The sequence below is a fragment of the Roseobacter sp. AzwK-3b genome (assembly GCF_000170875.1).
GTDB classification, from domain to species: domain Bacteria; phylum Pseudomonadota; class Alphaproteobacteria; order Rhodobacterales; family Rhodobacteraceae; genus Roseovarius; species Roseovarius litoreus.
On sequence record NZ_ABCR01000011.1, the window covers coordinates 20,147 to 41,714 of the forward strand.

Annotated in this window: 28 protein-coding genes; 27 read left to right on the forward strand and 1 reads right to left on the reverse strand. The window is 60.8% G+C overall.

The window, feature by feature from the left end:
* Nucleotides 1–3 precede the first annotated feature (3 nt).
* From rplV to rpmD, 14 genes are all read left to right on the forward strand, one after another.
* Nucleotides 4–384, forward strand: a complete 381-nt coding sequence (gene rplV / locus RAZWK3B_RS16530; RefSeq protein ID WP_007817153.1) for a 50S ribosomal protein L22 — start codon at nucleotides 4–6, stop codon at nucleotides 382–384.
* Nucleotides 384–1,091 carry a 30S ribosomal protein S3 gene (rpsC, locus tag RAZWK3B_RS16535; protein ID WP_007817155.1) on the forward strand — a complete coding sequence of 236 codons (708 nt, stop codon included), beginning with the start codon at nucleotides 384–386 and terminating at the stop codon, nucleotides 1,089–1,091. The genes rplV and rpsC overlap by 1 nt, the downstream gene beginning before the upstream one ends.
* Nucleotides 1,092–1,104: 13 nt before the next feature.
* Complete coding sequence (rplP, locus tag RAZWK3B_RS16540) at nucleotides 1,105–1,518, forward strand: 50S ribosomal protein L16 (RefSeq protein WP_007817156.1); 414 nt, start codon at nucleotides 1,105–1,107, stop codon at nucleotides 1,516–1,518.
* A gap of 291 nt (nucleotides 1,519–1,809) precedes the next feature.
* Nucleotides 1,810–2,016 (forward strand): 50S ribosomal protein L29, encoded by a 207-nt coding sequence (gene rpmC, locus RAZWK3B_RS16545; protein WP_007817157.1) that lies wholly within the window; start codon nucleotides 1,810–1,812, stop codon nucleotides 2,014–2,016.
* A 15-nt stretch (nucleotides 2,017–2,031) separates the two neighbouring features.
* Nucleotides 2,032–2,262 (forward strand): 30S ribosomal protein S17, encoded by a 231-nt coding sequence (gene rpsQ, locus RAZWK3B_RS16550; protein ID WP_007817158.1) that lies wholly within the window; start codon nucleotides 2,032–2,034, stop codon nucleotides 2,260–2,262.
* Between the two features lie 63 nt (nucleotides 2,263–2,325).
* Nucleotides 2,326–2,694 carry a 50S ribosomal protein L14 gene (gene rplN, locus RAZWK3B_RS16555; protein ID WP_007817159.1) on the forward strand — a complete coding sequence of 123 codons (369 nt, stop codon included), beginning with the start codon at nucleotides 2,326–2,328 and terminating at the stop codon, nucleotides 2,692–2,694.
* A 1-nt stretch (nucleotide 2,695) separates the two neighbouring features.
* Entirely contained in the window at nucleotides 2,696–3,007 is a 312-nt protein-coding gene (gene rplX / locus RAZWK3B_RS16560) for a 50S ribosomal protein L24 (protein WP_007817160.1), read from the forward strand.
* Nucleotides 3,000–3,563: a 50S ribosomal protein L5 gene (gene rplE / locus RAZWK3B_RS16565; RefSeq protein ID WP_007817161.1), complete on the forward strand. Its 564-nt coding sequence runs from the start codon at nucleotides 3,000–3,002 to the stop codon at nucleotides 3,561–3,563. Before rplX ends, rplE begins: the two co-directional genes overlap by 8 nt.
* 18 nt (nucleotides 3,564–3,581) lie before the next feature.
* Nucleotides 3,582–3,887: a 30S ribosomal protein S14 gene (gene rpsN / locus RAZWK3B_RS16570; RefSeq protein WP_037296131.1), complete on the forward strand. Its 306-nt coding sequence runs from the start codon at nucleotides 3,582–3,584 to the stop codon at nucleotides 3,885–3,887.
* A gap of 12 nt (nucleotides 3,888–3,899) precedes the next feature.
* Nucleotides 3,900–4,292, forward strand: coding sequence for a 30S ribosomal protein S8 (gene rpsH / locus RAZWK3B_RS16575; protein ID WP_007817163.1), 393 nt, complete (start codon nucleotides 3,900–3,902; stop codon nucleotides 4,290–4,292).
* A gap of 11 nt (nucleotides 4,293–4,303) precedes the next feature.
* A complete protein-coding gene (gene rplF, locus RAZWK3B_RS16580; protein WP_007817165.1) occupies nucleotides 4,304–4,837 on the forward strand; it encodes a 50S ribosomal protein L6 in 534 nt (177 codons plus the stop codon).
* An 11-nt stretch (nucleotides 4,838–4,848) separates the two neighbouring features.
* Nucleotides 4,849–5,208 carry a 50S ribosomal protein L18 gene (gene rplR, locus RAZWK3B_RS16585; RefSeq protein ID WP_007817167.1) on the forward strand — a complete coding sequence of 120 codons (360 nt, stop codon included), beginning with the start codon at nucleotides 4,849–4,851 and terminating at the stop codon, nucleotides 5,206–5,208.
* A gap of 119 nt (nucleotides 5,209–5,327) precedes the next feature.
* Nucleotides 5,328–5,891, forward strand: a complete 564-nt coding sequence (rpsE, locus tag RAZWK3B_RS16590) for a 30S ribosomal protein S5 (protein ID WP_007817170.1) — start codon at nucleotides 5,328–5,330, stop codon at nucleotides 5,889–5,891.
* 12 nt (nucleotides 5,892–5,903) lie between these two features.
* Entirely contained in the window at nucleotides 5,904–6,092 is a 189-nt protein-coding gene (gene rpmD, locus RAZWK3B_RS16595) for a 50S ribosomal protein L30 (protein ID WP_007817172.1), read from the forward strand.
* A 141-nt stretch (nucleotides 6,093–6,233) separates the two neighbouring features.
* Here rpmD and RAZWK3B_RS16600 read toward each other — a convergent pair whose 3' ends face one another.
* Nucleotides 6,234–6,986 carry a vWA domain-containing protein gene (locus tag RAZWK3B_RS16600; RefSeq protein ID WP_232279556.1) on the reverse strand — a complete coding sequence of 251 codons (753 nt, stop codon included), beginning with the start codon at nucleotides 6,984–6,986 and terminating at the stop codon, nucleotides 6,234–6,236.
* Nucleotides 6,987–7,187: 201 nt separating this feature from the next.
* Here RAZWK3B_RS16600 and rplO point away from each other — a divergent pair, with 201 nt between their 5' ends.
* The 13 genes from rplO to RAZWK3B_RS16665 all read left to right on the forward strand — a co-directional run bounded on the left by rplO (nucleotide 7,188) and on the right by RAZWK3B_RS16665 (nucleotide 21,314).
* Nucleotides 7,188–7,661: a 50S ribosomal protein L15 gene (rplO, locus tag RAZWK3B_RS16605; RefSeq protein WP_007817176.1), complete on the forward strand. Its 474-nt coding sequence runs from the start codon at nucleotides 7,188–7,190 to the stop codon at nucleotides 7,659–7,661.
* 110 nt (nucleotides 7,662–7,771) lie between these two features.
* The gene (secY, locus tag RAZWK3B_RS16610) at nucleotides 7,772–9,142 is read left to right on the forward strand and encodes a preprotein translocase subunit SecY (protein WP_037296132.1); all 1,371 of its coding nucleotides are present in this window, start codon (nucleotides 7,772–7,774) and stop codon (nucleotides 9,140–9,142) included.
* The gene (locus RAZWK3B_RS16615; RefSeq protein WP_007817180.1) at nucleotides 9,139–9,783 is read left to right on the forward strand and encodes an adenylate kinase; all 645 of its coding nucleotides are present in this window, start codon (nucleotides 9,139–9,141) and stop codon (nucleotides 9,781–9,783) included. The genes secY and RAZWK3B_RS16615 overlap by 4 nt, the downstream gene beginning before the upstream one ends.
* A 193-nt stretch (nucleotides 9,784–9,976) precedes the next feature.
* A complete protein-coding gene (rpsM, locus tag RAZWK3B_RS16620) occupies nucleotides 9,977–10,345 on the forward strand; it encodes a 30S ribosomal protein S13 (RefSeq protein WP_007817182.1) in 369 nt (122 codons plus the stop codon).
* 15 nt (nucleotides 10,346–10,360) lie between these two features.
* Nucleotides 10,361–10,750, forward strand: a complete 390-nt coding sequence (gene rpsK / locus RAZWK3B_RS16625) for a 30S ribosomal protein S11 (RefSeq protein ID WP_007817184.1) — start codon at nucleotides 10,361–10,363, stop codon at nucleotides 10,748–10,750.
* A 111-nt stretch (nucleotides 10,751–10,861) separates the two neighbouring features.
* Nucleotides 10,862–11,878: a DNA-directed RNA polymerase subunit alpha gene (locus RAZWK3B_RS16630; RefSeq protein WP_007817187.1), complete on the forward strand. Its 1,017-nt coding sequence runs from the start codon at nucleotides 10,862–10,864 to the stop codon at nucleotides 11,876–11,878.
* 130 nt (nucleotides 11,879–12,008) lie between these two features.
* Nucleotides 12,009–12,434 carry a 50S ribosomal protein L17 gene (gene rplQ, locus RAZWK3B_RS16635; RefSeq protein ID WP_007817189.1) on the forward strand — a complete coding sequence of 142 codons (426 nt, stop codon included), beginning with the start codon at nucleotides 12,009–12,011 and terminating at the stop codon, nucleotides 12,432–12,434.
* Between the two features lie 155 nt (nucleotides 12,435–12,589).
* Nucleotides 12,590–13,972 carry a trypsin-like peptidase domain-containing protein gene (locus tag RAZWK3B_RS16640; RefSeq protein ID WP_007817193.1) on the forward strand — a complete coding sequence of 461 codons (1,383 nt, stop codon included), beginning with the start codon at nucleotides 12,590–12,592 and terminating at the stop codon, nucleotides 13,970–13,972.
* 3 nt (nucleotides 13,973–13,975) lie between these two features.
* Nucleotides 13,976–15,289, forward strand: coding sequence for a replication-associated recombination protein A (locus tag RAZWK3B_RS16645; protein WP_007817194.1), 1,314 nt, complete (start codon nucleotides 13,976–13,978; stop codon nucleotides 15,287–15,289).
* Nucleotides 15,290–15,589: 300 nt separating this feature from the next.
* On the forward strand, nucleotides 15,590–17,200 hold the full coding sequence (locus RAZWK3B_RS16650) for an ABC transporter substrate-binding protein (protein ID WP_007817195.1): 1,611 nt from the start codon (nucleotides 15,590–15,592) through the stop codon (nucleotides 17,198–17,200).
* Between the two features lie 207 nt (nucleotides 17,201–17,407).
* The gene (locus tag RAZWK3B_RS16655; RefSeq protein WP_007817196.1) at nucleotides 17,408–18,364 is read left to right on the forward strand and encodes an ABC transporter permease; all 957 of its coding nucleotides are present in this window, start codon (nucleotides 17,408–17,410) and stop codon (nucleotides 18,362–18,364) included.
* 14 nt (nucleotides 18,365–18,378) lie between these two features.
* Nucleotides 18,379–19,617 carry an ABC transporter permease gene (locus tag RAZWK3B_RS16660; protein WP_007817197.1) on the forward strand — a complete coding sequence of 413 codons (1,239 nt, stop codon included), beginning with the start codon at nucleotides 18,379–18,381 and terminating at the stop codon, nucleotides 19,615–19,617.
* Between the two features lie 5 nt (nucleotides 19,618–19,622).
* A complete protein-coding gene (locus tag RAZWK3B_RS16665) occupies nucleotides 19,623–21,314 on the forward strand; it encodes an ABC transporter ATP-binding protein (RefSeq protein WP_007817198.1) in 1,692 nt (563 codons plus the stop codon).
* The last annotated feature ends 254 nt before the right edge of the window (nucleotides 21,315–21,568 follow it).

Consider the following 21,568-nt stretch of genomic DNA (forward strand, 5'->3'; position numbering starts at 1 on the left):
GTCATGGGCAAGGAAAAGAACCCCCGCCGCGTGGCAGACAACGAAGCGATGGCAAAACTGCGCATGCTTCGCACCAGCCCGCAGAAACTCAACCTCGTGGCCGCGCTGATCCGTGGCAAGAAGGTAGACAAGGCGCTCAACGATCTGACCTTTTCGAAAAAGCGGATCGCCGACGATGTGCGCAAATGCCTTCAGTCCGCGATCGCCAATGCCGAGAACAACCACAACCTCGATGTGGACGAGTTGATCGTCGCCGAGGCTTATGTGGGCAAGAATCTGGTCATGAAGCGGGGCCGCCCCCGCGCCCGTGGCCGGTTCGGCGCACTACGCAAGCCGTTCTCGGAACTGACGATCAAAGTGCGTCAAATTGAGGAGCAAGCCTAATGGGTAACAAAGTCAATCCGATTGGCATGCGCCTTCAGGTGAACCGCACCTGGGACAGCCGCTGGTATGCCGACACCAAGGATTACGGGAATCTTCTGCTGGAAGACCTCAAGATCCGTGACTTCATCGAGAAAGAGTGCAAGCAGGCCGGTATCAGCCGTGTGATCATCGAACGTCCGCACAAGAAGTGCCGCGTCACGATCCACACCGCGCGTCCCGGTGTCATCATCGGCAAGAAAGGCGCGGATATCGAAGGTCTCCGCAAGAAGCTTGCCCGGATGACCGATAGCGAGCTGCACCTCAATATCGTCGAGGTCCGCAAGCCCGAGCTGGATGCTGCACTGGTCGCCGAGTCGATCGCGCAGCAGCTCGAGCGCCGCGTGTCGTTCCGTCGCGCGATGAAGCGTTCGGTTCAGAATGCGATGCGCATGGGCGCCCTTGGTATCCGGGTGAACGTCGCGGGTCGTCTCGGCGGCGCGGAAATCGCCCGCACGGAATGGTATCGCGAGGGCCGCGTGCCACTGCATACCCTGCGGGCCGATATCGACTATGCCCACAAGGAGGCCGTGACGCCCTATGGCATCATCGGCGTCAAGGTATGGATCTTCAAGGGTGAGATCATGGAGCACGATCCCAGTGCACGTGACCGCAAAGCCCAGGAACTCCAGGATGGTCCCGCGCCTCGTGGCGCCGGCGGCCGTCGCTGAGGAGGAATGACAGATGCTTCAACCAAAGCGCACTAAATTCCGCAAGCAGCACAAGGGCCGGATCCACGGCGTCGCCAAGGGCGGGTCGGATCTCAACTTCGGCACCTTCGGTCTGAAAGCGGCCCAGCCGGAGCGCGTCACCGCGCGCCAGATCGAGGCAGCACGTCGTGCCATGACGCGTCACATGAAGCGTCAGGGCCGCGTCTGGATCCGTATCTTCCCCGATACGCCCGTCACCTCTAAGCCGACCGAAGTTCGGATGGGTAAAGGTAAGGGTTCGGTCGATTTCTGGGCCTGCCGCGTCAAACCGGGCCGGATCATGTTCGAGATCGACGGCGTCAGCGAGACCATCGCGAAAGAGGCCCTGCGTCTGGCCGCGATGAAGCTGCCGATCAAGACCCGGATTGTGGTCCGCGAGGACTGGTAAGGGCAGGGGGTTACCCCGTCCGACAGGTCCTGCAGAAAACAAAGCCCCCGCCGCGAATGTGGTGGGGGTTTTTTGGTCTAGGGTGCCGCCCTTGCATGGGGCAAAAGGTGATACTGGGCAAGAAAAACAAGACTCCCCCTTGCCCTGATATCCCGCGTCCCGTATAGAGCCGCAATCCATGACGCCCCGCTGGACGGGGATTCGTGTATTTGCAATTTATCCACCAGGTCTCGGGTTACCCTGAACCAACCGTCAGGGGCTTACTGGTGTATTGAGGAAGGACCCGGCGACATGAACGCCAGCGAATTGAGAGACAAGACCCCCGATCAGCTGCGCGAGCAGTTGAACGAGCTGAAGAAAGAGCAGTTCAACCTGCGCTTTCAGGCCGCCACCGGGCAACTTGAGAATCCGTCCAGGATGAAAATCGCCCGCCGCAATGCGGCTCGTGTGCTGACCATCCTGAACGAAAAGGCCGCAAATGCGGCCAACGCAGAATAAGGGAGGCCTTGAGTTATGCCCAAACGTATCCTTCAAGGCACCGTGACCAGCGACGCCAACGAACAGACTGTCACCGTCTCGGTCGAGCGCCGCTTCACGCATCCCGTTCTGAAGAAAACCATCCGCAAGTCCAAGAAATACCGGGCTCACGATGAAAAGAACGCATTCAAGGTCGGCGATTCTGTCCGGATCATTGAATGTGCGCCGAAGTCGAAAACGAAACGCTGGGAGGTTATCGCCAACTAAGCGGTAACCTGACAGTTTGATCGAAACCCTGGGGTCGTTACCCCAAAGGTCGGGAGAAACCATATGATCCAGATGCAGACCAATCTGGATGTTGCTGACAACTCCGGTGCTCGCCGGGTTCAGTGCATCAAGGTTCTGGGTGGTTCCAAGCGCAGATATGCGTCGGTGGGCGACATCATTGTCGTCTCCGTCAAGGAAGCCATCCCGCGCGGTCGCGTGAAGAAGGGTGATGTCCGCAAGGCCGTCGTCGTGCGCACTGCCAAGGAAGTCCGCCGCGAAGATGGCACCGCCATCCGCTTTGACCGCAACGCGGCCGTTATCCTCAACAACAACAATGAACCTGTCGGTACCCGTATCTTCGGGCCGGTCGTGCGCGAGCTGCGCGCCAAGAAGTTCATGAAAATCATCTCGCTCGCCCCGGAGGTGCTGTAAGATGGCTGCGAAACTCAAGAAGGGCGACAAGGTGATCGTTCTTGCCGGTAAAGACAAAGGCAAGGAAGGCACGATCCTGTCCGTGAACCCCAAGGCCGGCAAGGCCGTGGTTGACGGCGTCAACGTCGCGATCCGCCACACCAAGCAAAGCCAGACCAGCCAGGGGGGCCGCATTCCGACTGCGCTGCCCATCGACCTGAGCAATCTGGCCTTCCTCGACAAGAACGGCAAACCGACCCGTGTTGGCTTCAAGACCGAAGGCGACAAGAAAGTCCGTTTCGCCAAGACCACGGGGGACGTGATCGATGCTTGATAGCGCAAAATACACCCCGCGCCTGCGTCAGCAGTATCGCGACGTCATCCGACCCACTCTGAAAGAAGAGTTCGGTTACACCAATGACATGCAGCTCCCGCGTCTGGACAAGATCGTCCTGAACATCGGCTGCGGTGCCGAGGCGGTCCGTGATTCCAAGAAAGCCAAGTCGGCTCAGGAAGATCTGACCATGATCGCAGGCCAGCGTGCCGTGATCACCAAGGCAAAGAACTCCATCGCCGGCTTCCGCGTTCGCGAAGGCATGCCGATGGGGGCCAAGGTAACGCTGCGCGGCGACCGCATGTACGATTTCCTAGATCGTCTGGTCACGATCGCCATGCCTCGCATCCGCGACTTCCGCGGTATTTCGGGCAAGTCCTTCGATGGTCGCGGCAACTATGCCATGGGCATCAAGGAACACATCGTGTTCCCCGAGATCGAGTATGACAAGGTCGACGAGGTTTGGGGCCTGGACATCATCATTGGCACCACGGCGGCCACCGACGCTGAAGCAAAGGCGCTGTTGAAAGCTTTCAACATGCCCTTCAACAGCTGATCGCGGGAGAAAAGAGATATGGCTAAAAAAGCAATGATCGAGCGCGAGAAGAAGCGTCAGCGTCTGGTGCAGAAATATGCCACCAAGCGTGCTGCTCTCAAAGAGATCATCAGTGACGAAAGCAAGCCGATGGAAGAGCGTTTTCGCGCTTCCCTGAAGCTGGCGGAACTGCCCCGCAACAGCTCGGCGACACGGTTGCATAACCGTTGCCAGCTGACCGGTCGCCCGCATGCTTATTATCGCAAACTCAAAGTGTCGCGGATCGCCCTGCGCGAGCTTGGTTCGAATGGCCAAGCCCCCGGCATGGTGAAATCGAGCTGGTAAGGAGGACGGAAAATGAACGATCCTATCGGCGATATGCTTACCCGCATCCGCAACGCAGGAATGCGCGGCAAGTCCACAGTCTCTTGCCCGGCCTCGAAGCTGCGGTGCTGGGTTCTGGATGTGCTGGCTGACGAAGGTTACATCCGCGGCTACGAAAAGACGACCGGTGCCAACGGTCATCCGGCCCTGGAAATCAGCCTGAAATACTTCGAAGGCGCCCCCGCTATTCGCGAAATGAAGCGGGTCTCCAAACCCGGTCGTCGCGTCTATATGGGCGTCAAGGACATTCCGTCGGTCCGTCAGGGCCTTGGCGTGTCGATTGTCTCCACCCCTCAGGGTGTGATGTCGGATGCCGCCGCGCGCGCCGCCAATGTTGGTGGCGAGGTGCTCTGCACCGTATTCTAAGGAGGTCGGACATGTCTCGTATCGGAAAACAACCCGTGGCTCTGCCCGATGGCGTCACCGCCTCCATTTCGGGTCAGACACTGGAAATCAAAGGCCCGAAGGACAGCAAGTCCTTCACCGCGACCGACGATGTCACCATCGCGATCGAGGATGGGCAGGTCACCGTCACACCGCGCGGCAAGTCCAAGCGGGCGCGCCAGCAATGGGGCATGACGCGCACCGTCATCGCCAACATGGTGCATGGTGCCAAGGAAACTTTCAAGAAAGAGCTCGAAATCAACGGCGTGGGCTACCGGGCGCAGATGCAGGGAAATACCCTGAAACTGAACCTCGGCTATTCGCATGATGTGGATTTCGAAGTTCCGGAAGGTGTGACTGTCACGGCGACCAAGCCCACCGAACTGGTGGTCGAGGGCCATGACAAGCAGCTCGTCGGACAGGTTGCGGCCAATATCCGTGACTGGCGTCGGCCCGAGCCCTACAAGGGCAAAGGCATCCGCTACAAGGGCGAGTACATCTTCCAGAAGGAAGGCAAGAAGAAGTAAGGACGCGACAGATGGCAAACAGCAAGAGACAACTGTTCCAGAAACGCCGCCTGCGCGTTCGGAACAAACTTCGCAAGGTCAATGCAGGGCGCGTGCGCCTCAGCGTTTACCGCTCCAACAAGAACCTCAGCGTTCAGCTGATCGACGACGTGAACGGCGTAACGCTGGCCGCGGCATCGACGCTGGAAAAGGACCTCGGTTTCCTGGGCAAAAACACGCTCGAGGCGGCCGCCAAGATTGGCGCCACCATCGCCGAGCGTGCCAAGAAGGCCGGGATTACCGAAGCCCAGTTTGATCGTGGCGGGTTTTTGTTTCATGGCCGTGTCAAAGCCGTGGCGGATGCCGCGCGCGAGGCAGGGTTGAAGATCTAAAGTGCAGAGGGCCGGTCCCCCGGCCCTCTCGATGATCCGGGTGTCGGCCATCGTGCCGGCACACCAGAGATCGGAACAGACTGAAGGTGCCGCAGGGTGCCGCATGGAAAGGATGCCACATGGCAAGAGATGACAATCGCCGTGACCGTCGCGACCGCGACGAAACTCCGGAATTCGCCGATCGTCTCGTCGCGATCAACCGCGTGTCGAAAACCGTCAAGGGCGGTAAGCGCTTCGGTTTTGCGGCGCTGGTGGTCGTGGGCGATCAAAAGGGCCGTGTCGGCTTCGGCAAGGGCAAGGCCAAAGAGGTGCCCGAGGCGATCCGCAAGGCAACCGAGCAGGCCAAGCGCCAGATGATCCGTGTGCCCCTGCGCGAAGGCCGCACCCTGCATCATGATGGCCATGGCCGCCACGGTGCCGGAAAGGTCGTGATGCGCACGGCTCCGCAAGGTACCGGTATCATCGCCGGTGGTCCGATGCGCGCCGTATTCGAGATGTTGGGTGTTCAGGACGTGGTGGCAAAGTCCATCGGGTCGCAAAACCCCTACAACATGATCCGCGCCACGCTGAACGCGCTTCAGTTCCAGGCCAGCCCCCGCATGGTGGCACAGCGTCGTGGCAAGAAGGTCGTCGACATCCTCAAGAAGGACGAGGCGCCCGTCAAGGAAGCCGCGGAAGCGTAAGGAGACAAGCACATGGCAAAGACCATCGTAGTCAAACAGATCGGCTCGCCGATCCGTCGCCCGGAAAAGCAGCGCCAGACGCTGATCGGCCTGGGCCTCAATAAAATGCACAGAACTCGCGAGCTTGAAGACACGCCTGCCGTGCGCGGCATGGTCAACAAGATCCCGCATCTCGTGAAGATCATCGAAGAAAAAGGCTGAAGTATCGCGGCATCGCGCCTCGGTTTCATCAGGACTGAAAGCGCCCCGGTCGATATTGACCGGGGCGCTTGTCGTTTGCGCCGGAAAGGCTCTTTGAAGAGCCTTGAGCAAGCGGTTTCGAAACCGCTTGGGCGCCCGCGATCAACCTTCGCGCTTGCGGTTTTCCGGTGCTCGGCCCACGACCGTACATCCCAACACCGCCTCCAGCGCTTCGGTCAGTTCCTCCACGGTCTGCGTATCGACATAGAGACCCCCGGTGCGGTCCGACAGACACTTGGCCACGACTGCGCCACCGTCATAGGTTTGGGCCTCGGGATTGTCCCAGGCGAAGGGATCGTATTGCACGCGAAAGCCGATCACGTGCACCGTAAGCCCTTCGGCTTGGTCTGCCAGCGCAGTGCCAAGCGCGCATGGGCGGCCCCCGCAGGTCTCGTTGCCGTCGGTGACCAACACCACGATACCCGGTGTGGTCCGGTAATTCAGCGCCTCGGCCGCCGCCTGAACCGACGCGGCCAAAGGGGTCAACCCGCCCGGGCGCAAGGCGTCGACCGCCGCGATGATCGGGCCTGCCGCATCATCGATCGGTCCAAAGCGCAGATCGATGCCGGAACACGCGTCGGTCCCGCCCGGCCCATAGGTCAAAAGACCCACACGGCGCACCACGGCGATCCGTGGCATGGCCTGGGCCAGTGCCGCGCGGGCCTCGTCGATCCGGGTGGGGGCGGTCGGATCGAAGCCGATCTCAGACATCGAGGCCGACCCGTCCAGCACGAGCATGGCGTCGCGCGCACATCCCGTGACGGCGCCCGCAGGCGACGTTAGGGCCAGTGTCAGGGCCAGCGCGCCCATGGCGCAAGACGCGATCCGGGGCAGGAGGTTAGAAGGGTGTGTCATAACGTCCAGAAGACCCCGAGTGCGCCGCGAAATCAATCTCGATATGGTCCGCGCCATGCGGCGTGGGCCTTGCAAGCCTGACGCAACCCGTCTATACGCCCGCCGGTGGCCTGTCATCGGGGCACGACTCAACATATCACGACATGCCGTGGTTGGCCCCATCACGCTTCGGGGGTCACATCCGGCTTCAGGAGAAGCGACATGAAACTTCACGAACTGCGCGACAATCCGGGCGCGACGAAAACCAAGAAACGCGTTGGCCGCGGACCCGGCTCGGGCAAGGGCAAGACCGCTGGCCGCGGTATCAAGGGTCAGAAATCCCGTTCGGGTGTGGCGATCAAAGGGTTTGAAGGCGGGCAGATGCCCATCTACCAGCGCCTTCCCAAGCGCGGCTTCACCAAGCCGAACCGCAAGAAATACGCGGTCGTCAACCTGGGCCTGATCCAGAAATTCATCGAGGCCAAGAAGATCGACGACAAGAACCCGATCACCGAGGATGTGCTGGTCGAGTCGGGCCTCGTGCGCCGCAAACTCGATGGTGTGCGTATTCTGTCGAAGGGCGAGCTTACCACGAAACTGACGCTCGAAGTCACCGGAGCCTCCAAATCGGCGATCGACGCCGTGGAAAAAGCGGGCGGCTCTCTGACGGTCACAACCGCGCAGGCAGCAGAATAAGAGGTTGTGAGCGGTGACGTCGCCGCTTACATACCCTTAAGTTTTTCCGAAAACGCCGCCTGGGCCGGAAAACTGCTTCGGGCGGCGTTGTCACTTGAAAGAGACCGCGCATGGTATCTGCAGCAGAACAAATGGCCGCCAACACCAGTTGGTCCGCTTTCGGCAAGGCCACCGATCTCCGCAAACGGATCGTCTTTACGCTCGGGCTTCTGATTGTCTATCGCCTTGGGACGTATATTCCAGTTCCGGGCATCGACGGTGCCGAGTTGCGGAACTTCATGGAGGGCGCTGCCGCCAGCATTGGCGGCATGTTGTCGATGTTCACCGGCGGTGCGCTTGGCCGCATGGGCATCTTTGCCCTCGGGATCATGCCCTATATTTCCGCCTCGATTATCGTGCAGCTTCTGGCGGCCATGGTGCCGGCTCTCGAGCAGCTGAAGAAAGAGGGCGAACAGGGCCGCAAGAAAATCAACCAGTACACGCGCTATGGCACGGTGTTCCTGGCGACGCTGCAATCCTATGGGCTTGCCGTCAGTCTGCAATCGGGCGGTCTTGTCACCGATCCGGGCCTTTTCTTCATCGCAAGCTGCATGATCACGCTGGTCGGGGGGACGATGTTCCTCATGTGGCTGGGCGAGCAGATCACCGCACGCGGTGTGGGCAACGGGATCTCGCTCATCATCTTCGTGGGCATCATTGCCGAAGTGCCGGCAGCCTTGGCGCAGTTCTTCAGCCAAGGCCGGTCGGGCGCCATCAGCCCGGCGGTCATCATCGGTGTGATCATCATGGTCATCGCCGTGATCGCCTTCGTGGTGTTCATGGAGCGCAGCCTGCGCAAGATCCACATCCAGTATCCGCGCCGACAGGTCGGCATGAAGGTCTATGACGGCGGCTCCAGCCATTTGCCCGTCAAGGTGAACCCTGCCGGTGTGATCCCCGCGATCTTCGCTTCGTCCCTTTTGCTGCTGCCGGCGACGATCAGCACCTTTTCGGGCAATGAGACCAGTCCGATCATGTCGACCATCATGGCCTATTTCGGTCCCGGTCAGCCGGCATATCTGCTGTTCTTCACGGTGATGATCGTATTCTTCACCTATTTCTACACGTACAACGTGTCGTTCAAACCCGATGATGTCGCCGATAACCTGAAGAACCAGAACGGGTTCGTTCCGGGTGTGCGTCCCGGCAAGAAGACGGCCGAGTATCTCGAATACGTGGTCTCGCGCATTCTGGTGCTTGGGTCGGGCTATCTTGCGGCGGTTTGTCTTCTGCCCGAGATTCTGCGCGGGCAGTTCGCCATTCCCTTCTACTTTGGCGGCACTTCGGTTCTCATTGTGGTGTCCGTCACCATGGATACGATCCAGCAGGTGCAAAGCCATTTGCTTGCGCATCAGTATGAGGGCCTGATCGAAAAATCTCAGCTGGGCGGCAAGGGCAAAGGCAAAAAGCGCGCCCGCAGGAAAGGGACGACACGCAAATGAACATCATTCTTCTCGGACCGCCGGGCGCAGGCAAGGGCACCCAGGCACATCATCTCGTCGAAGAGCGGGACATGATCCAGCTCTCCACTGGCGACATGCTCCGCGAGGCCAAGGACAGCGGCACTGAGATGGGTCGCAAAGTGGCCGACGTCATGGCCCGTGGCGATCTCGTGACCGATGAGATCGTGATTGGCCTGATCCGCGAGAAACTGCAGGGCGACAAGAAGGGTGGATTCATCTTCGACGGCTTCCCCCGCACGCTGGCGCAGGCCGATGCTCTTGCCGGGCTTCTGAAGGAGCAGGGCGAGACACTGGATGCCGTGATCGAGATGCAGGTGGATGACACCGCACTCGTGCAGCGCATCACCGCCCGCTCGACATGCGCGGGCTGCGGCGAAGTCTATAACGACATCACCAAGCCGATCCCCGCGGATGGCATATGCCCCAAATGCGGTGGCACGGAGTTCAAGCGCCGCGCCGACGACAACGAGGACAGCCTCAAGCAGCGCTTGATGGAATACTACAAGAAAACCTCGCCGCTGATCGGCTATTACTATGCCAATGGCCAACTGGAATCCGTCAACGGATTGGGCGAGATCGACGAGGTAAAGGCCTCTATCGCCGCTGTGCTCGACAAATGAATGGCGGGGGGTTGACGCTCCCGGCATTTACTCCTAACCAGCAACATCCCGCGCGGATTTGATTCTGGCGCGGTAATGGTCCGTAAAGGATCGATCACCTGAAATCAGCTGCGGCCCGGCTGGCAACATGCCCGGGCTGACGTTGTGAAAAAAGGTTCTGGAGCTACGGAACCGCAACGAAAGGACATGACACGTGGCACGTATCGCCGGCGTAAACATCCCGACCAGTAAACGGGTCCCGATCGCCCTCACCTACATCACCGGAATTGGCCATGCATCGGCCAAGGCCATCTGCGAAGCCGTTGGTATCGACCAGTCGCGCCGCGTCAACGAGCTGTCGGACGCCGAGCTTCTGGCCGTGCGCGAGCATCTCGACGAAAACTTCACCGTCGAAGGCGACCTGCGTCGTGAAGTCCAGATGAACATCAAGCGTCTGATGGATCTCGGCTGCTATCGCGGTCTGCGTCACCGCCGCAACCTGCCGGTTCGCGGTCAGCGGACGCATACCAATGCCCGCACCCGCAAGGGCCCGGCAAAAGCTATTGCCGGCAAGAAGAAGTAAGGGAGGGCAGAACCAATGGCACGTGATACCCGTCGTACCAAGAAAAAGGTTTCCAAGAACATCGCCACCGGCGTTGCTCATGTGAACTCTTCTTTCAACAACACCAAGATCCTCATCTCGGATGTGCAGGGCAATGCGATTGCATGGTCCTCGGCCGGCACCATGGGCTTCAAGGGCTCGCGCAAGTCGACGCCCTATGCCGCTCAGATGGCCGCCGAAGATGCGGGCCGCAAGGCGCAGGAACATGGCATGAAGACCCTCGAGGTCGAGGTTCAGGGCCCCGGCTCGGGCCGCGAGTCGGCGCTTCGTGCTCTGGCCGCCGTCGGTTTCAACATCACCTCGATCCGTGATGTGACCCCGATCGCCCATAACGGCTGTCGCCCTCCCAAGCGCCGCCGCGTCTAAGTCGATTTTCTAGGTGGGGCCGCGTGCGATGCACGGCCCCATTCCGTTATTTTGAACCTCGGGCGTCCCGGCCTTTTGGACATGAAGCAGGGACAGGAATGGAGGGAACGCATGATCCATAAGAACTGGGCAGAGCTGATCAAGCCGACACAACTTGACGTGAAGCCGGGCAATGACCCGATGCGCCAAGCCACCGTAATCGCCGAACCGCTGGAGCGTGGCTTTGGCCTGACACTGGGCAACGCGCTGCGCCGCGTGCTGTTGTCGTCGCTGCAAGGCGCTGCGATCACCAGCGTGCAGATCGACAACGTTCTGCATGAATTCAGCTCGGTCGCCGGTGTGCGTGAAGACGTCACCGACATCGTTCTGAACCTCAAGGGCGTGTCCTTGCGCATGGAAGTCGAAGGACCGAAGCGCCTGTCGATTTCGGCCAAAGGGCCTGCAATCGTCACGGCCGGTGATATCACCGACAGCGCGGGAATCGAGGTCCTGAACAAGGATCACGTGATCTGCCACCTCGACGACGGTGCCGATCTGTTCATGGAATTGACCGTCAACACCGGAAAAGGCTACGTCGCTGCAGACAAGAACAAGCCGGAAGACGCACCCATCGGCCTGATCCCGATCGACGCGATTTATTCGCCAGTCAAGAAAGTCAGCTATGACGTCCAGCCCACCCGCGAAGGTCAGGTGCTTGACTATGACAAACTGACCCTGAAGCTGGAAACCGATGGCTCGATCACGCCTGACGATGCCGTGGCCTATGCAGCGCGTATCCTTCAGGATCAGCTGTCGATCTTCGTCAACTTCGAAGAGCCCGAAGCGGCGGGCCGCGAGTCCGAGGATGAGGGGCTGGAATTCAACCCGCTCCTGCTCAAGAAAGTGGACGAGCTGGAATTGTCGGTGCGTTCGGCGAACTGCCTGAAGAACGACAACATCGTCTATATCGGCGACCTGATCCAGAAGACCGAAGCCGAAATGCTCCGGACACCCAACTTCGGCCGCAAGTCCTTGAACGAAATCAAGGAAGTGCTGTCGGGCATGGGCCTGCATCTCGGCATGGATGTCGAGGATTGGCCGCCGGACAACATCGAAGACCTGGCCAAGAAGTTCGAAGACCAGTTCTGAGCACTGTTCGAAATTCCCGGTCGGGGCGGTCTGCGCCCCGCCGGCAAGACCCCGGGCATTCCGCCCCAAGGAGAGCCGGTGACACGCATCGCCGGTCAGACAAAGCAAAACACGATCTGGAGATTGAAACATGCGTCACGCACGAGGCTACCGCCGCCTGAACCGGACCCACGAACACCGCAAGGCTCTGTGGGCCAACATGGCCGGCTCGCTCATCGAACATGAGCAAATCAAGACAACCCTGCCCAAGGCGAAGGAACTTCGCCGCATCGTCGAAAAGCTGGTCACTCTTGGCAAGCGCGGCGATCTGCATGCCCGCCGTCAGGCCGCGGCACAGCTCAAGCAGGACAAGCACGTCGCCAAACTGTTCGAGGTTCTCGGCCCGCGCTACAAAGAGCGTCAGGGCGGGTATGTCCGCGTCCTCAAGGCCGGTTTCCGTTATGGTGACATGGCGCCGATGGCGATCATCGAATTCGTCGAGCGTGATCTCGATGCCAAGGGTGCGGCGGATCGTGCCCGTCTCGAAGCCGCCGAGGTTGCTGGCGACGAAGATTGATCACTCCGGCATGGTCCGGTGTTTTTGGCCCCTGCCGGATCGGCGGGGGCCTTTTGCGTTTGGGCTGCTCTGTTTCGGCGATCAATGGGCAGGGCGGTTGCAATGCGCGGCTGGTCTTCGCATATGGTGGAGGCGGAATTGATCGGAGGGGTGCTGTGATCCGCGCGCTTTTCATGATGCTGTGTGTTCTGTCCACGCCGGTTTTAGCCGACGGCGCCCGTGTGCCCGAAACCCGGGCCGAGATCGGGCTCAGCTTCACCCCGGTGGTCAAGCGTGCCGCACCTGCTGTGGTCAATATCTATGCGCGCCGCATCGTCAATGTGCGCTCCAGCCCGTTCAGCGGCGATCCCTTCTTTCAGAACCTCTTTCGCGATTTTGGCGTGCCGCAACAGCGCGTCCAGAACTCACTGGGGTCCGGCGTGATCCTCAGCGAGGATGGGATCGTCGTTTCGAATTATCATGTCGTCGGAGAGGCAACGGATATCCGTGTGGTTCTCAATGACCGGCGCGAATATTCCGCGCGTGTGCTCTTGTCGGACGAAGAAAGCGATCTGGCCATTCTGCAGCTTGAAGATGCGCCGCCGATGCCTGCGCTCGAGCTTCGCGACAGCGATACTGTCGATGTCGGCGAACTGGTTCTGGCCATCGGCAACCCTTTCGGCGTGGGTCAGACCGTCAGCAGCGGAATCGTGTCGGGGCTGGCGCGGTCGGGCACCGCCACGGGCAATGCGCGCGGCTATTTCATCCAGACCGATGCACCGATCAATCCGGGCAATTCCGGCGGCGCGCTGGTCGATATCAATGGCCGGCTCATCGGGGTGAATACCGCGATCCTCAGCCGCTCGGGTGGGTCGAACGGCATCGGCTTCGCCATCCCATCGGCGCTTGTCGCCCAATTCGTGACGCAGGCCCGTGCCGGGAACAGCAGGTTTCAGCGCCCTTGGGCGGGGCTTGCCGGTCAGCCGGTGACCGCCGACATGGTCGAGGGTCTGGGGCTTGAGCGTCCCGGCGGGCTGGTCATCTCGCAGGTGCACCCGCAAAGCGCCTTCGCCCGCGCCGGCATCGAGCCCGGCGATGTCATCACAACCGTCGATGGCTTGCCCGTCAATACGCCCGCCGAGATGCTGTTTCGCATGTCGGTCGCGGGTATCGGGGCCGCGTCGACCATCACCTATATCCACGATGGTGCCGTGCGCGAGGTGACGCTGGACCTTATCGCGCCGCCGGATATGCCGCCCCGCGCGCAGCTTGTGACAGGCCGGCAAACCGCCATTCCCGGCATGACGCTCTCGACGATCAATCCCGTGGTCCTGTCGGATCATGACCTGCCGCTTGGCGCATCGGGCGTGGTGGTGGATGATCCGGGCCGCGTCGGGGCGCGGGCCGGTTTGCAGGCGGGTGACGTGCTGCGCGCGATTGACGGGATCGAGGTGACCGACAGCACCAGCGCGAACGATCTTCTAGTGCGGGCCTCGGGGATGCTGTCACTTGATGTGCAGCGCGGCGATCAGCGCGCCGTTCTACGGTTCAGGCTCTAGCGGATGCAGGATCTGTTCGACAAAGACCCCGGCAAAACGCCCGACACTGCGCCTCGCCCTTTGGCCGACAGGCTGCGCCCGCGCAAACTGGCGGATGTGATCGGGCAGGCGCAGCTGCTTGGTCCCGAGGCGCCGCTTGGCGCGATGCTGGAGGCGGGCAGCCTGTCGTCTTTGGTGTTCTGGGGGCCGCCGGGGGTCGGCAAGACCACGATCGCCCGGCTTCTGGCCGACGAGACCGATCTCCATTTCGTGCAGATCAGCGCGATCTTCAGCGGTGTGGCCGAGCTGAAGAAGGTGTTCGAGCAAGCGCGCCACCGCCGCGCGAATGGGCAGGGGACGCTGTTGTTCGTCGATGAGATCCACCGCTTCAACAAGGCCCAGCAGGACAGTTTCCTGCCCCATATGGAGGATGGGACGCTTCTGCTGGTGGGCGCCACCACCGAAAATCCCAGCTTCGAGTTGAACGCCGCCCTTCTCAGCCGGGCGCAGGTTCTGGTACTCGAACGGCTGTCGCTGGCCGATCTGGAGCGGTTGGCGCAACGCGCCGAGGCCGAGCTTGGCCGCCCCCTGCCTCTGGATGGTCCAGCCCGCGAGGCGCTGCTCGAGATGGCCGATGGCGACGGGCGCGCGCTTCTCAATCTGATCGAACAGGTGGCCGCCTGGAGGGTCGAGGGCAAGCTTGACACAGCCGCGCTGACCGGGCGGCTGATGCGGCGGGCCGCGAAATACGACAAGTCCGGTGATGAACATTACAACCTGATTTCGGCGCTGCACAAATCGGTGCGCGGGTCCGATCCGGATGCGGCGCTTTACTGGTATGCAAGGATGCTGACCGGGGGGGAGGACCCGCGCTATCTTGCCCGGCGGATCACCCGCATGGCGGTCGAGGATATCGGGCTGGCCGATCCGCAGGCGCAGACGGTCTGCCTTCATGCCTGGGAAATTTACGAACGTCTTGGCAGCCCCGAGGGCGAACTGGCGCTGGCTCAGGCGGTCACCTATCTGGCCTTGGCGCCGAAATCCAACGCCGGCTACGTCGCCTATAAGGCCGCCATGCGCGCGGCCAAGGCGACGGGAAGCGCGCCGCCACCCCGGCACATTCTCAATGCGCCCACCAAGCTGATGAAGGATCAAGGCTATGGCGAGGGCTACGCCTATGACCATGATGCCGAGGATGGATTTTCCGGGCAGAACTATTTTCCCGAGGATATGAAACGCCCCGTCCTCTACAGCCCGGTGGAACGCGGATTCGAGCGCGAATTGAAGAAAAGGCTGGATTATTTCGCGCGACTGCGGTCGCGCAGGGACGAAAGCTGACCGGTCCCCGATCGGGGACCTGCGTATCCGCCTCCGGATGAGAACTTGTCGTATTTAGACAATATTTTGCAGGGCAACGCCGTGCGATTGGGGCCGCGTGACATCGCATTCTTTCAATATATTGTTGATAAATGAAAAAACGCTTGCCGCATGGAAAGGGTGGATGTCCGTGCGAATTCGTGTTTTGGTTGGCACATGTCGTTTTTAGGCTACCTGTCTTGGCGAATGACGCAAACACTTGGGAATGGCGCCGCGAGCATGTCCTCGGCGGTGGCCTCAGAATAAAATCAGGGAGAGACCATGACAAAAATCAAAGATCAGATGCTGATTGACCGGCTTGCCGACGCCGCCCGCGAGGGCAAGGTGTCGCGCCGGTCCTTTATGAATTATTCGATGGCGGCGGGTCTGACCGCGTCTGCCGCCACCGGGCTTTGGACGACGCAGGCCAAGGCGGCACCCTCATCGGGCGGCACGTTCCGCCTCGGGTCGCATGACGGCAACACCGGCGACACACATGATCCGGGCACCTACGTTACCTTCTCGATGATCCAGCTGATTCACACGTTCCGCAGCTACCTGACCTTGATCGAATCGGATGGCTCGCTTGGCCCGGACGTGGCAACGGAATGGTCGGCAAGCCCGGACGCCAAGGAATGGACCTTCAAGCTGAACGATCGCGCCACCTTCCATAGCGGCGCCAAGGTGACGGCGAACGATGTGATCGCGTCTCTCAACCACCATCGCGGCGAGTCCTCGACATCGGCGGCCAAGGCGCTGTTGTCGGGTGTGGTCGATATCGTCGACAATGGCGATCACTCGATCACAGTGACGCTGGAGTCGGGCAATGCCGATCTGCCGTGGCTGATGACCGACTACCACTTCGCCATCTGCCCCGCCAATGACGATGGCAGCCTGAACTGGCAGTCGGGCGATGGCTGCGGTCCTTACCGTCTGGTCGAAACCGAATTCGGCGTGCAGTACAGCCTTGTCCGCCATGATGATTGGCACCTCGAAGGAGCGTATTTCGACGAGGTGGTAATCACCGTCCTCAACGATCCGAACGCGCGCCAGACAGCCCTTGTCACCGGCGATGTGGATGCGATCACGCAGCTCGAGCTCAAGACCCTGTCGCTTCTGCAGCGCGATCCCAATATCGAGATCGACAACGTCCCCTCGGCCGCTGCGATCACCATGCCGATGATGTGCGACATGGCACCTTTCGACAATGTGGACGTGCGCAATGCGATGAAGCTGGCGATGAACCGGCAAGAGATCATCGAAAAGATCACCTTCAATACGGCAACCATGGGCAATGATTTCCACCATTCGCCCGCCATGCCCTACTGGCCCGACGATATTCCGCAGCGCGAGTATGATCCGGACGAGGCCAAAGCCTTGCTGGCCAAAGCCGGTGCCGAAGGCCTGTCGGTCGAGATCAAGGTGGCGGATTCGGTGTTCTCGGGCGCCGTGGACATGTGCATCCTCTACGCCGAACAGGCCAAGGCCGCGGGGATCAACATCAACGTCAACCGCGTGCCGAGCGATGGCTACTACTCGGATGTCTGGCTCAAGGATCCCTGGTGCGTGGTGCAGTGGGGCGCACGTCCGACGCCGGACGTCATGTACAGCCTTGCCTACAAGGATGACGCAGCCTGGAACGAAAGCCGCTGGCAGAATGAGCGGTTCAACGAACTGCTGCTGCAGGCCAAGTCGGAACTGGACAATGACAAGCGTGCCGAGATGTATCGCGAAATGGCCATGCTGGCCCGTGACGATGGCGGCACATTGATCCCGTTCTTCCCGAACTTCGTCTATGCCCGCCGCAAGAACGTTCAGCACGGCCCTGAGCTCGCGGCAAGCTGGCAGATGGACGGCGCCCGCGCCACCAGCCGTTGGTGGTTCGAAGGCTGATAGATCCAAGACCGGACCCGGCGTGATGCGCCGGGTCCATCGTTGCCTGAACCAGCCTCTCATCTTCTGAAAAATGCGTTCAGGCCAAAAGCTGGCTCCGATTTGCCCTTGCGGCATCACGAAAGCACAGCACCAATAAAAAACTGTTCGGCTGGTCGGAAGGACGACATCATGTCCTCGGCACCGGTACAGCAGCAGGAGGGACAGATGGGAGACATTCTGGCGCTTGTAGGAAAGAGGCTCGGTATCGGGCTGTTCATCCTCTTGGTCATATCCGTCATCATTTTCTTCATGGTCGAGCTGTTGCCGGGCGATATCGCTCAGGCGGTTCTCGGTCAGGGGGCAACCGAGGAAAACCTTGCGGCATTGCGCAAGGAAATGGGTTTGGACAAGCCCGCCATCATCCGATATCTCGAATGGCTAGGCGGTGCGGTGACCCTTGATTTCGGCAATTCCATCGTGACCGGCGAGCGTGTGACCACCCTGATCGGGCAGCGCTTCATGAACACGCTGTTTCTTGCGGCCTATGCCGCGGTGATCGCCGTGCCGCTGGCAATCATCCTCGGCGTACTGGTGGCCCTGCTGCGCTACACGGTTTTCGACCGGGTGGCCAACGTGGCGACGCTGACCTCGATCTCGTCGCCGGAATTCTTCCTGGGCTACATCCTCATCCTCTATTTCTCGGTCAACTGGGGCATGTTCCCCGCTATCGCAAGCCTCAGCCAGAACATGACCCTGCCTGAACTTCTGCACCGGACGTTCCTTCCCGCCCTTACGCTGGTTCTGGTGGTGACAGCTCATATGATGCGCATGACACGGGCGGCGATCATCAACCTGCTGGCCTCGCCCTATATCGAAATGGCCCGTCTCAAGGGCACGCCGCCATGGAAAGTCATCGTCCGCCACGCCCTGCCGAATGCTTGGGCGCCGATCATCAACGTGGTGGCGCTCAACCTGGCTTATCTCATTACCGGCGTGGTGCTGGTCGAGGTGGTCTTCGTCTATCCCGGCATCGGACAGGCGCTTGTCGACTCGGTGTCGAAACGTGACTTCCCCGTCGTGCAGGCCTGCTGCCTGATCTTCGCGGCCACCTTCATCCTGCTCAATCTTGCGGCGGATGTCGGGGCCATTCTGACAAACCCGCGTTTGCGGCATCCGAAGTAAGGGAGGGTATCACGATGAGCATCTTCGTTATCGGCTACTACACCCTGCTTCTCGCAGCGTCCTGTCTGGCCGCCTATTTCAACAAACGCACTTGGTTTCTGCTGGTCTTCTCGCTCACCCTCGTGTCCTTCATCCTCGGGATCGTGGGCGGTCCCTCGATGCTTCGCGGCGTGGCGATCGCGGCGGGGATGCTGGCGCTCTCGGCCATGGTGGCCTATGCGTTCCGCGAATTCCTGATCGCCATCGTGTCCACCGACATGGCCAAGGAGCTGCGCACCGCGCCGCTCACCGCGGCATTCGGCATGTTCGTGATCTTCACCTATGCGATTGCCGGCATCTTCGCGCCCTGGATCGCGCCCTTCGGCGAAGCCGAGGTGATCTCGACCGCCTTTGCCGTGCCGGATGGCGACATGCTTCTGGGCGCCGATCAGCTGGGCCGCGACATGTTCAGCCGGATCATCTATGGCGCGCGCAACACCGTGGCGCTGGCTCTCGCGGGGACCGTGATGGCTTTTGTTCTGGGCGCGCTTGCCGGGCTTCTGGCCGCCACGACCGGAGGCTGGTTCGATCAGGTTCTGGGACGGACATCGGATGTCATCATGTCGATCCCGTCGCTGATCTTCGCGCTTTTGATGCTGTCGATCTTCGGCGGCGCACTGGCCAACTCGACCACCAGCTTCTGGCTGATGTTCGGCTTTGCCATGGTCACCGGTCTTCTGGTGGTGGTCGCGAAGGCGGAAAACAATGTGCTCAGCTGGCTTGTCGGTCTGGCGATCCTCGTGGGGGTCTCTTCGGGGTTCAGCCTTGGCATGCTGACCATCTTCAACCCGTCCGAGGTGATCCTGATCCTTGTCGTGGGGGTGATCTATTCGCCGCGCGTCTTCCGCCTGACGCGTGCGGTGGCGGGCAATGTTGTGGTCATGGACTATATCGAAGCGGCCAAGCTGCGCGGCGAGGGTAAATGGTATCTGATCCGCCGCGAGATCCTGCCCAATTCCACAGCACCTCTGATCGCGGAATTCGGGCTGGAATTCTGCTTCGTGTTCCTGCTCGTCGCGGGCCTGTCCTTCCTCGGGCTCGGCATCCAGCCGCCCACTGCGGACTGGGGCTCGATGGTGCGCGAAAACGCGACGCTCATTTCCTTCGGTGACATCACCCCCCTCATTCCGGCGGCGGCCATCGCGCTCTTGACCGTTGCGGTCAATTTCGTGGTCGACTGGATGCTGCACCGTTCCTCCGGACTGAAGGATTAATCCCCATGCCGAAATCAAAAGACGTCCTTCTGGAAATCCGCGATCTGCAGATTCAGGGCTATTCCGACGAACAATGGGTCGACATCATCAAGGGTGTCGACCTGACCCTCCACCGTGGCGAGGTGCTGGGCCTGATCGGTGAATCCGGCGCCGGGAAATCCACCATCGGTGCGGCCGCCATGGGCTATGCCCGCGACGGGACGCGCATTTCCGGCGGCTCGATCGAGTTCGACGGCATGGAGCTGACCACCGCCTCCGAAAGCGACCGGCGCGCGCTGCGTGGCTCGCGGATCGCCTATGTGGCACAATCCGCCGCCGCCTCGTTCAACCCGGCGCACAAGCTGATCGACCAGCATACCGAAGCGCCGGTGCAATACCGCCTGAAGAAACGGATGGAAGCGCAGGAAGACGCCATCGAGCTCTATCGCCGGCTGCGTCTGCCCAACCCCGAAGAGATCGGCTTTCGCTATCCGCACCAGGTGTCGGGCGGTCAGTTGCAGCGCGCGATGACAGCGATGGCCATGTCCTGCCGTCCCGATCTCATCATCTTTGATGAGCCGACGACGGCGCTTGACGTCACCACCCAGATCGAGGTGCTGGCCGCGATCCGCGATATCGTCGATCAGTTCAACACCGCCGCCATCTACATCACCCACGATCTCGCCGTCGTGGCGCAGATGGCCGACACGATCAAGGTGTTGCTCAAGGGCGAAGAGGTCGAAGAGGCCCCCACCAAGGAAATGCTCGACAACCCGAAAGAGGATTACACCAAAAGCCTCTGGGCGGTCCGCAGCCTCAAGCGCGAGCAGAAAGTCCGGCCCAAGGACACCACGCCGCTCATCTCGGTGCGCAACGTGGATGCCGCCTATAGCAGCGGCGCCAAGGTGCTCGACGATGTCAGCTTCGATGTCTACGAGGGCATGACCGTCGCCGTTGTCGGCGAATCCGGGTCCGGCAAATCCACCACCGCCCGCGTCATCACCGGGCTTTTGCCCCCGATGAAAGGCGACGTTCTGTTCAAGGGCGAGCCGTTCCCCCCCGATTACCGCAGCCGCACCAAGGATCAGTTGCGCCAGTGCCAGATGATCTACCAGATGGCCGATACCGCGCTCAATCCCAAGGTGCAGATCTCGGAAATCATCGGCCGTCCCGCGCAATTCTATCACGGTCTCAAGGGCGCTGCCCTCAAGAGTCGGGTGGATGAGTTGCTCGACCTGATCGAGCTTGAGCCCTCGAAATACTACAACCGCTATCCGCCGGAATTGTCCGGGGGGCAGAAGCAGCGGATCGGGATTGCCCGCGCGCTCGCCGCCGATCCCACCTTCATCATCTGCGACGAGGTGACATCAGCCCTCGATCAGCTTGTCGCCGAAGGCATCCTGCGGCTTCTGAACCGGCTCCAGAAAGAGCTGAACCTCGCCTATATGTTCATCACCCATGATCTGGCCACCGTGCGCGCGATCGCCGATGAGGTGGTCGTCATGCAGCATGGCAAGGTGGTGGAACAAGGCCCCAAGACGGACATGTTCACGCCGCCGCACCACCCTTATACCGATCTGCTGCTCAGTTCGGTGCCCGAGATGGACCCCGATTGGCTGACCACCCTGCTCGAGGAACGTGGCGTCGACAATGTCGGCGAAGCGGCCTCCAGCAACATCAAGCCGGGCGATTCCAAGGTGCAGGGCACACAGCTCTGATCGGGGCCGCGGCCCTAAAAAAACGGCGGATGGACATGTGCCATCCGCCGCTATCTATTTCGTTGCAACCGGACCTGTTCAACAGGTCTCTGGTGTCAAGCTGCCCTGGGTCAGGTGATGGACATCGCGCTGAACACCATCGTGGCCACGATGAGTCCATACACGATGAGGACCGCCGGCCAGGAAGCACTGTGCATACGCAATTCGCGGTTCAGTTCGTCACGCGTCATTTTAGGCCTCCTGAAAAGTGAGGT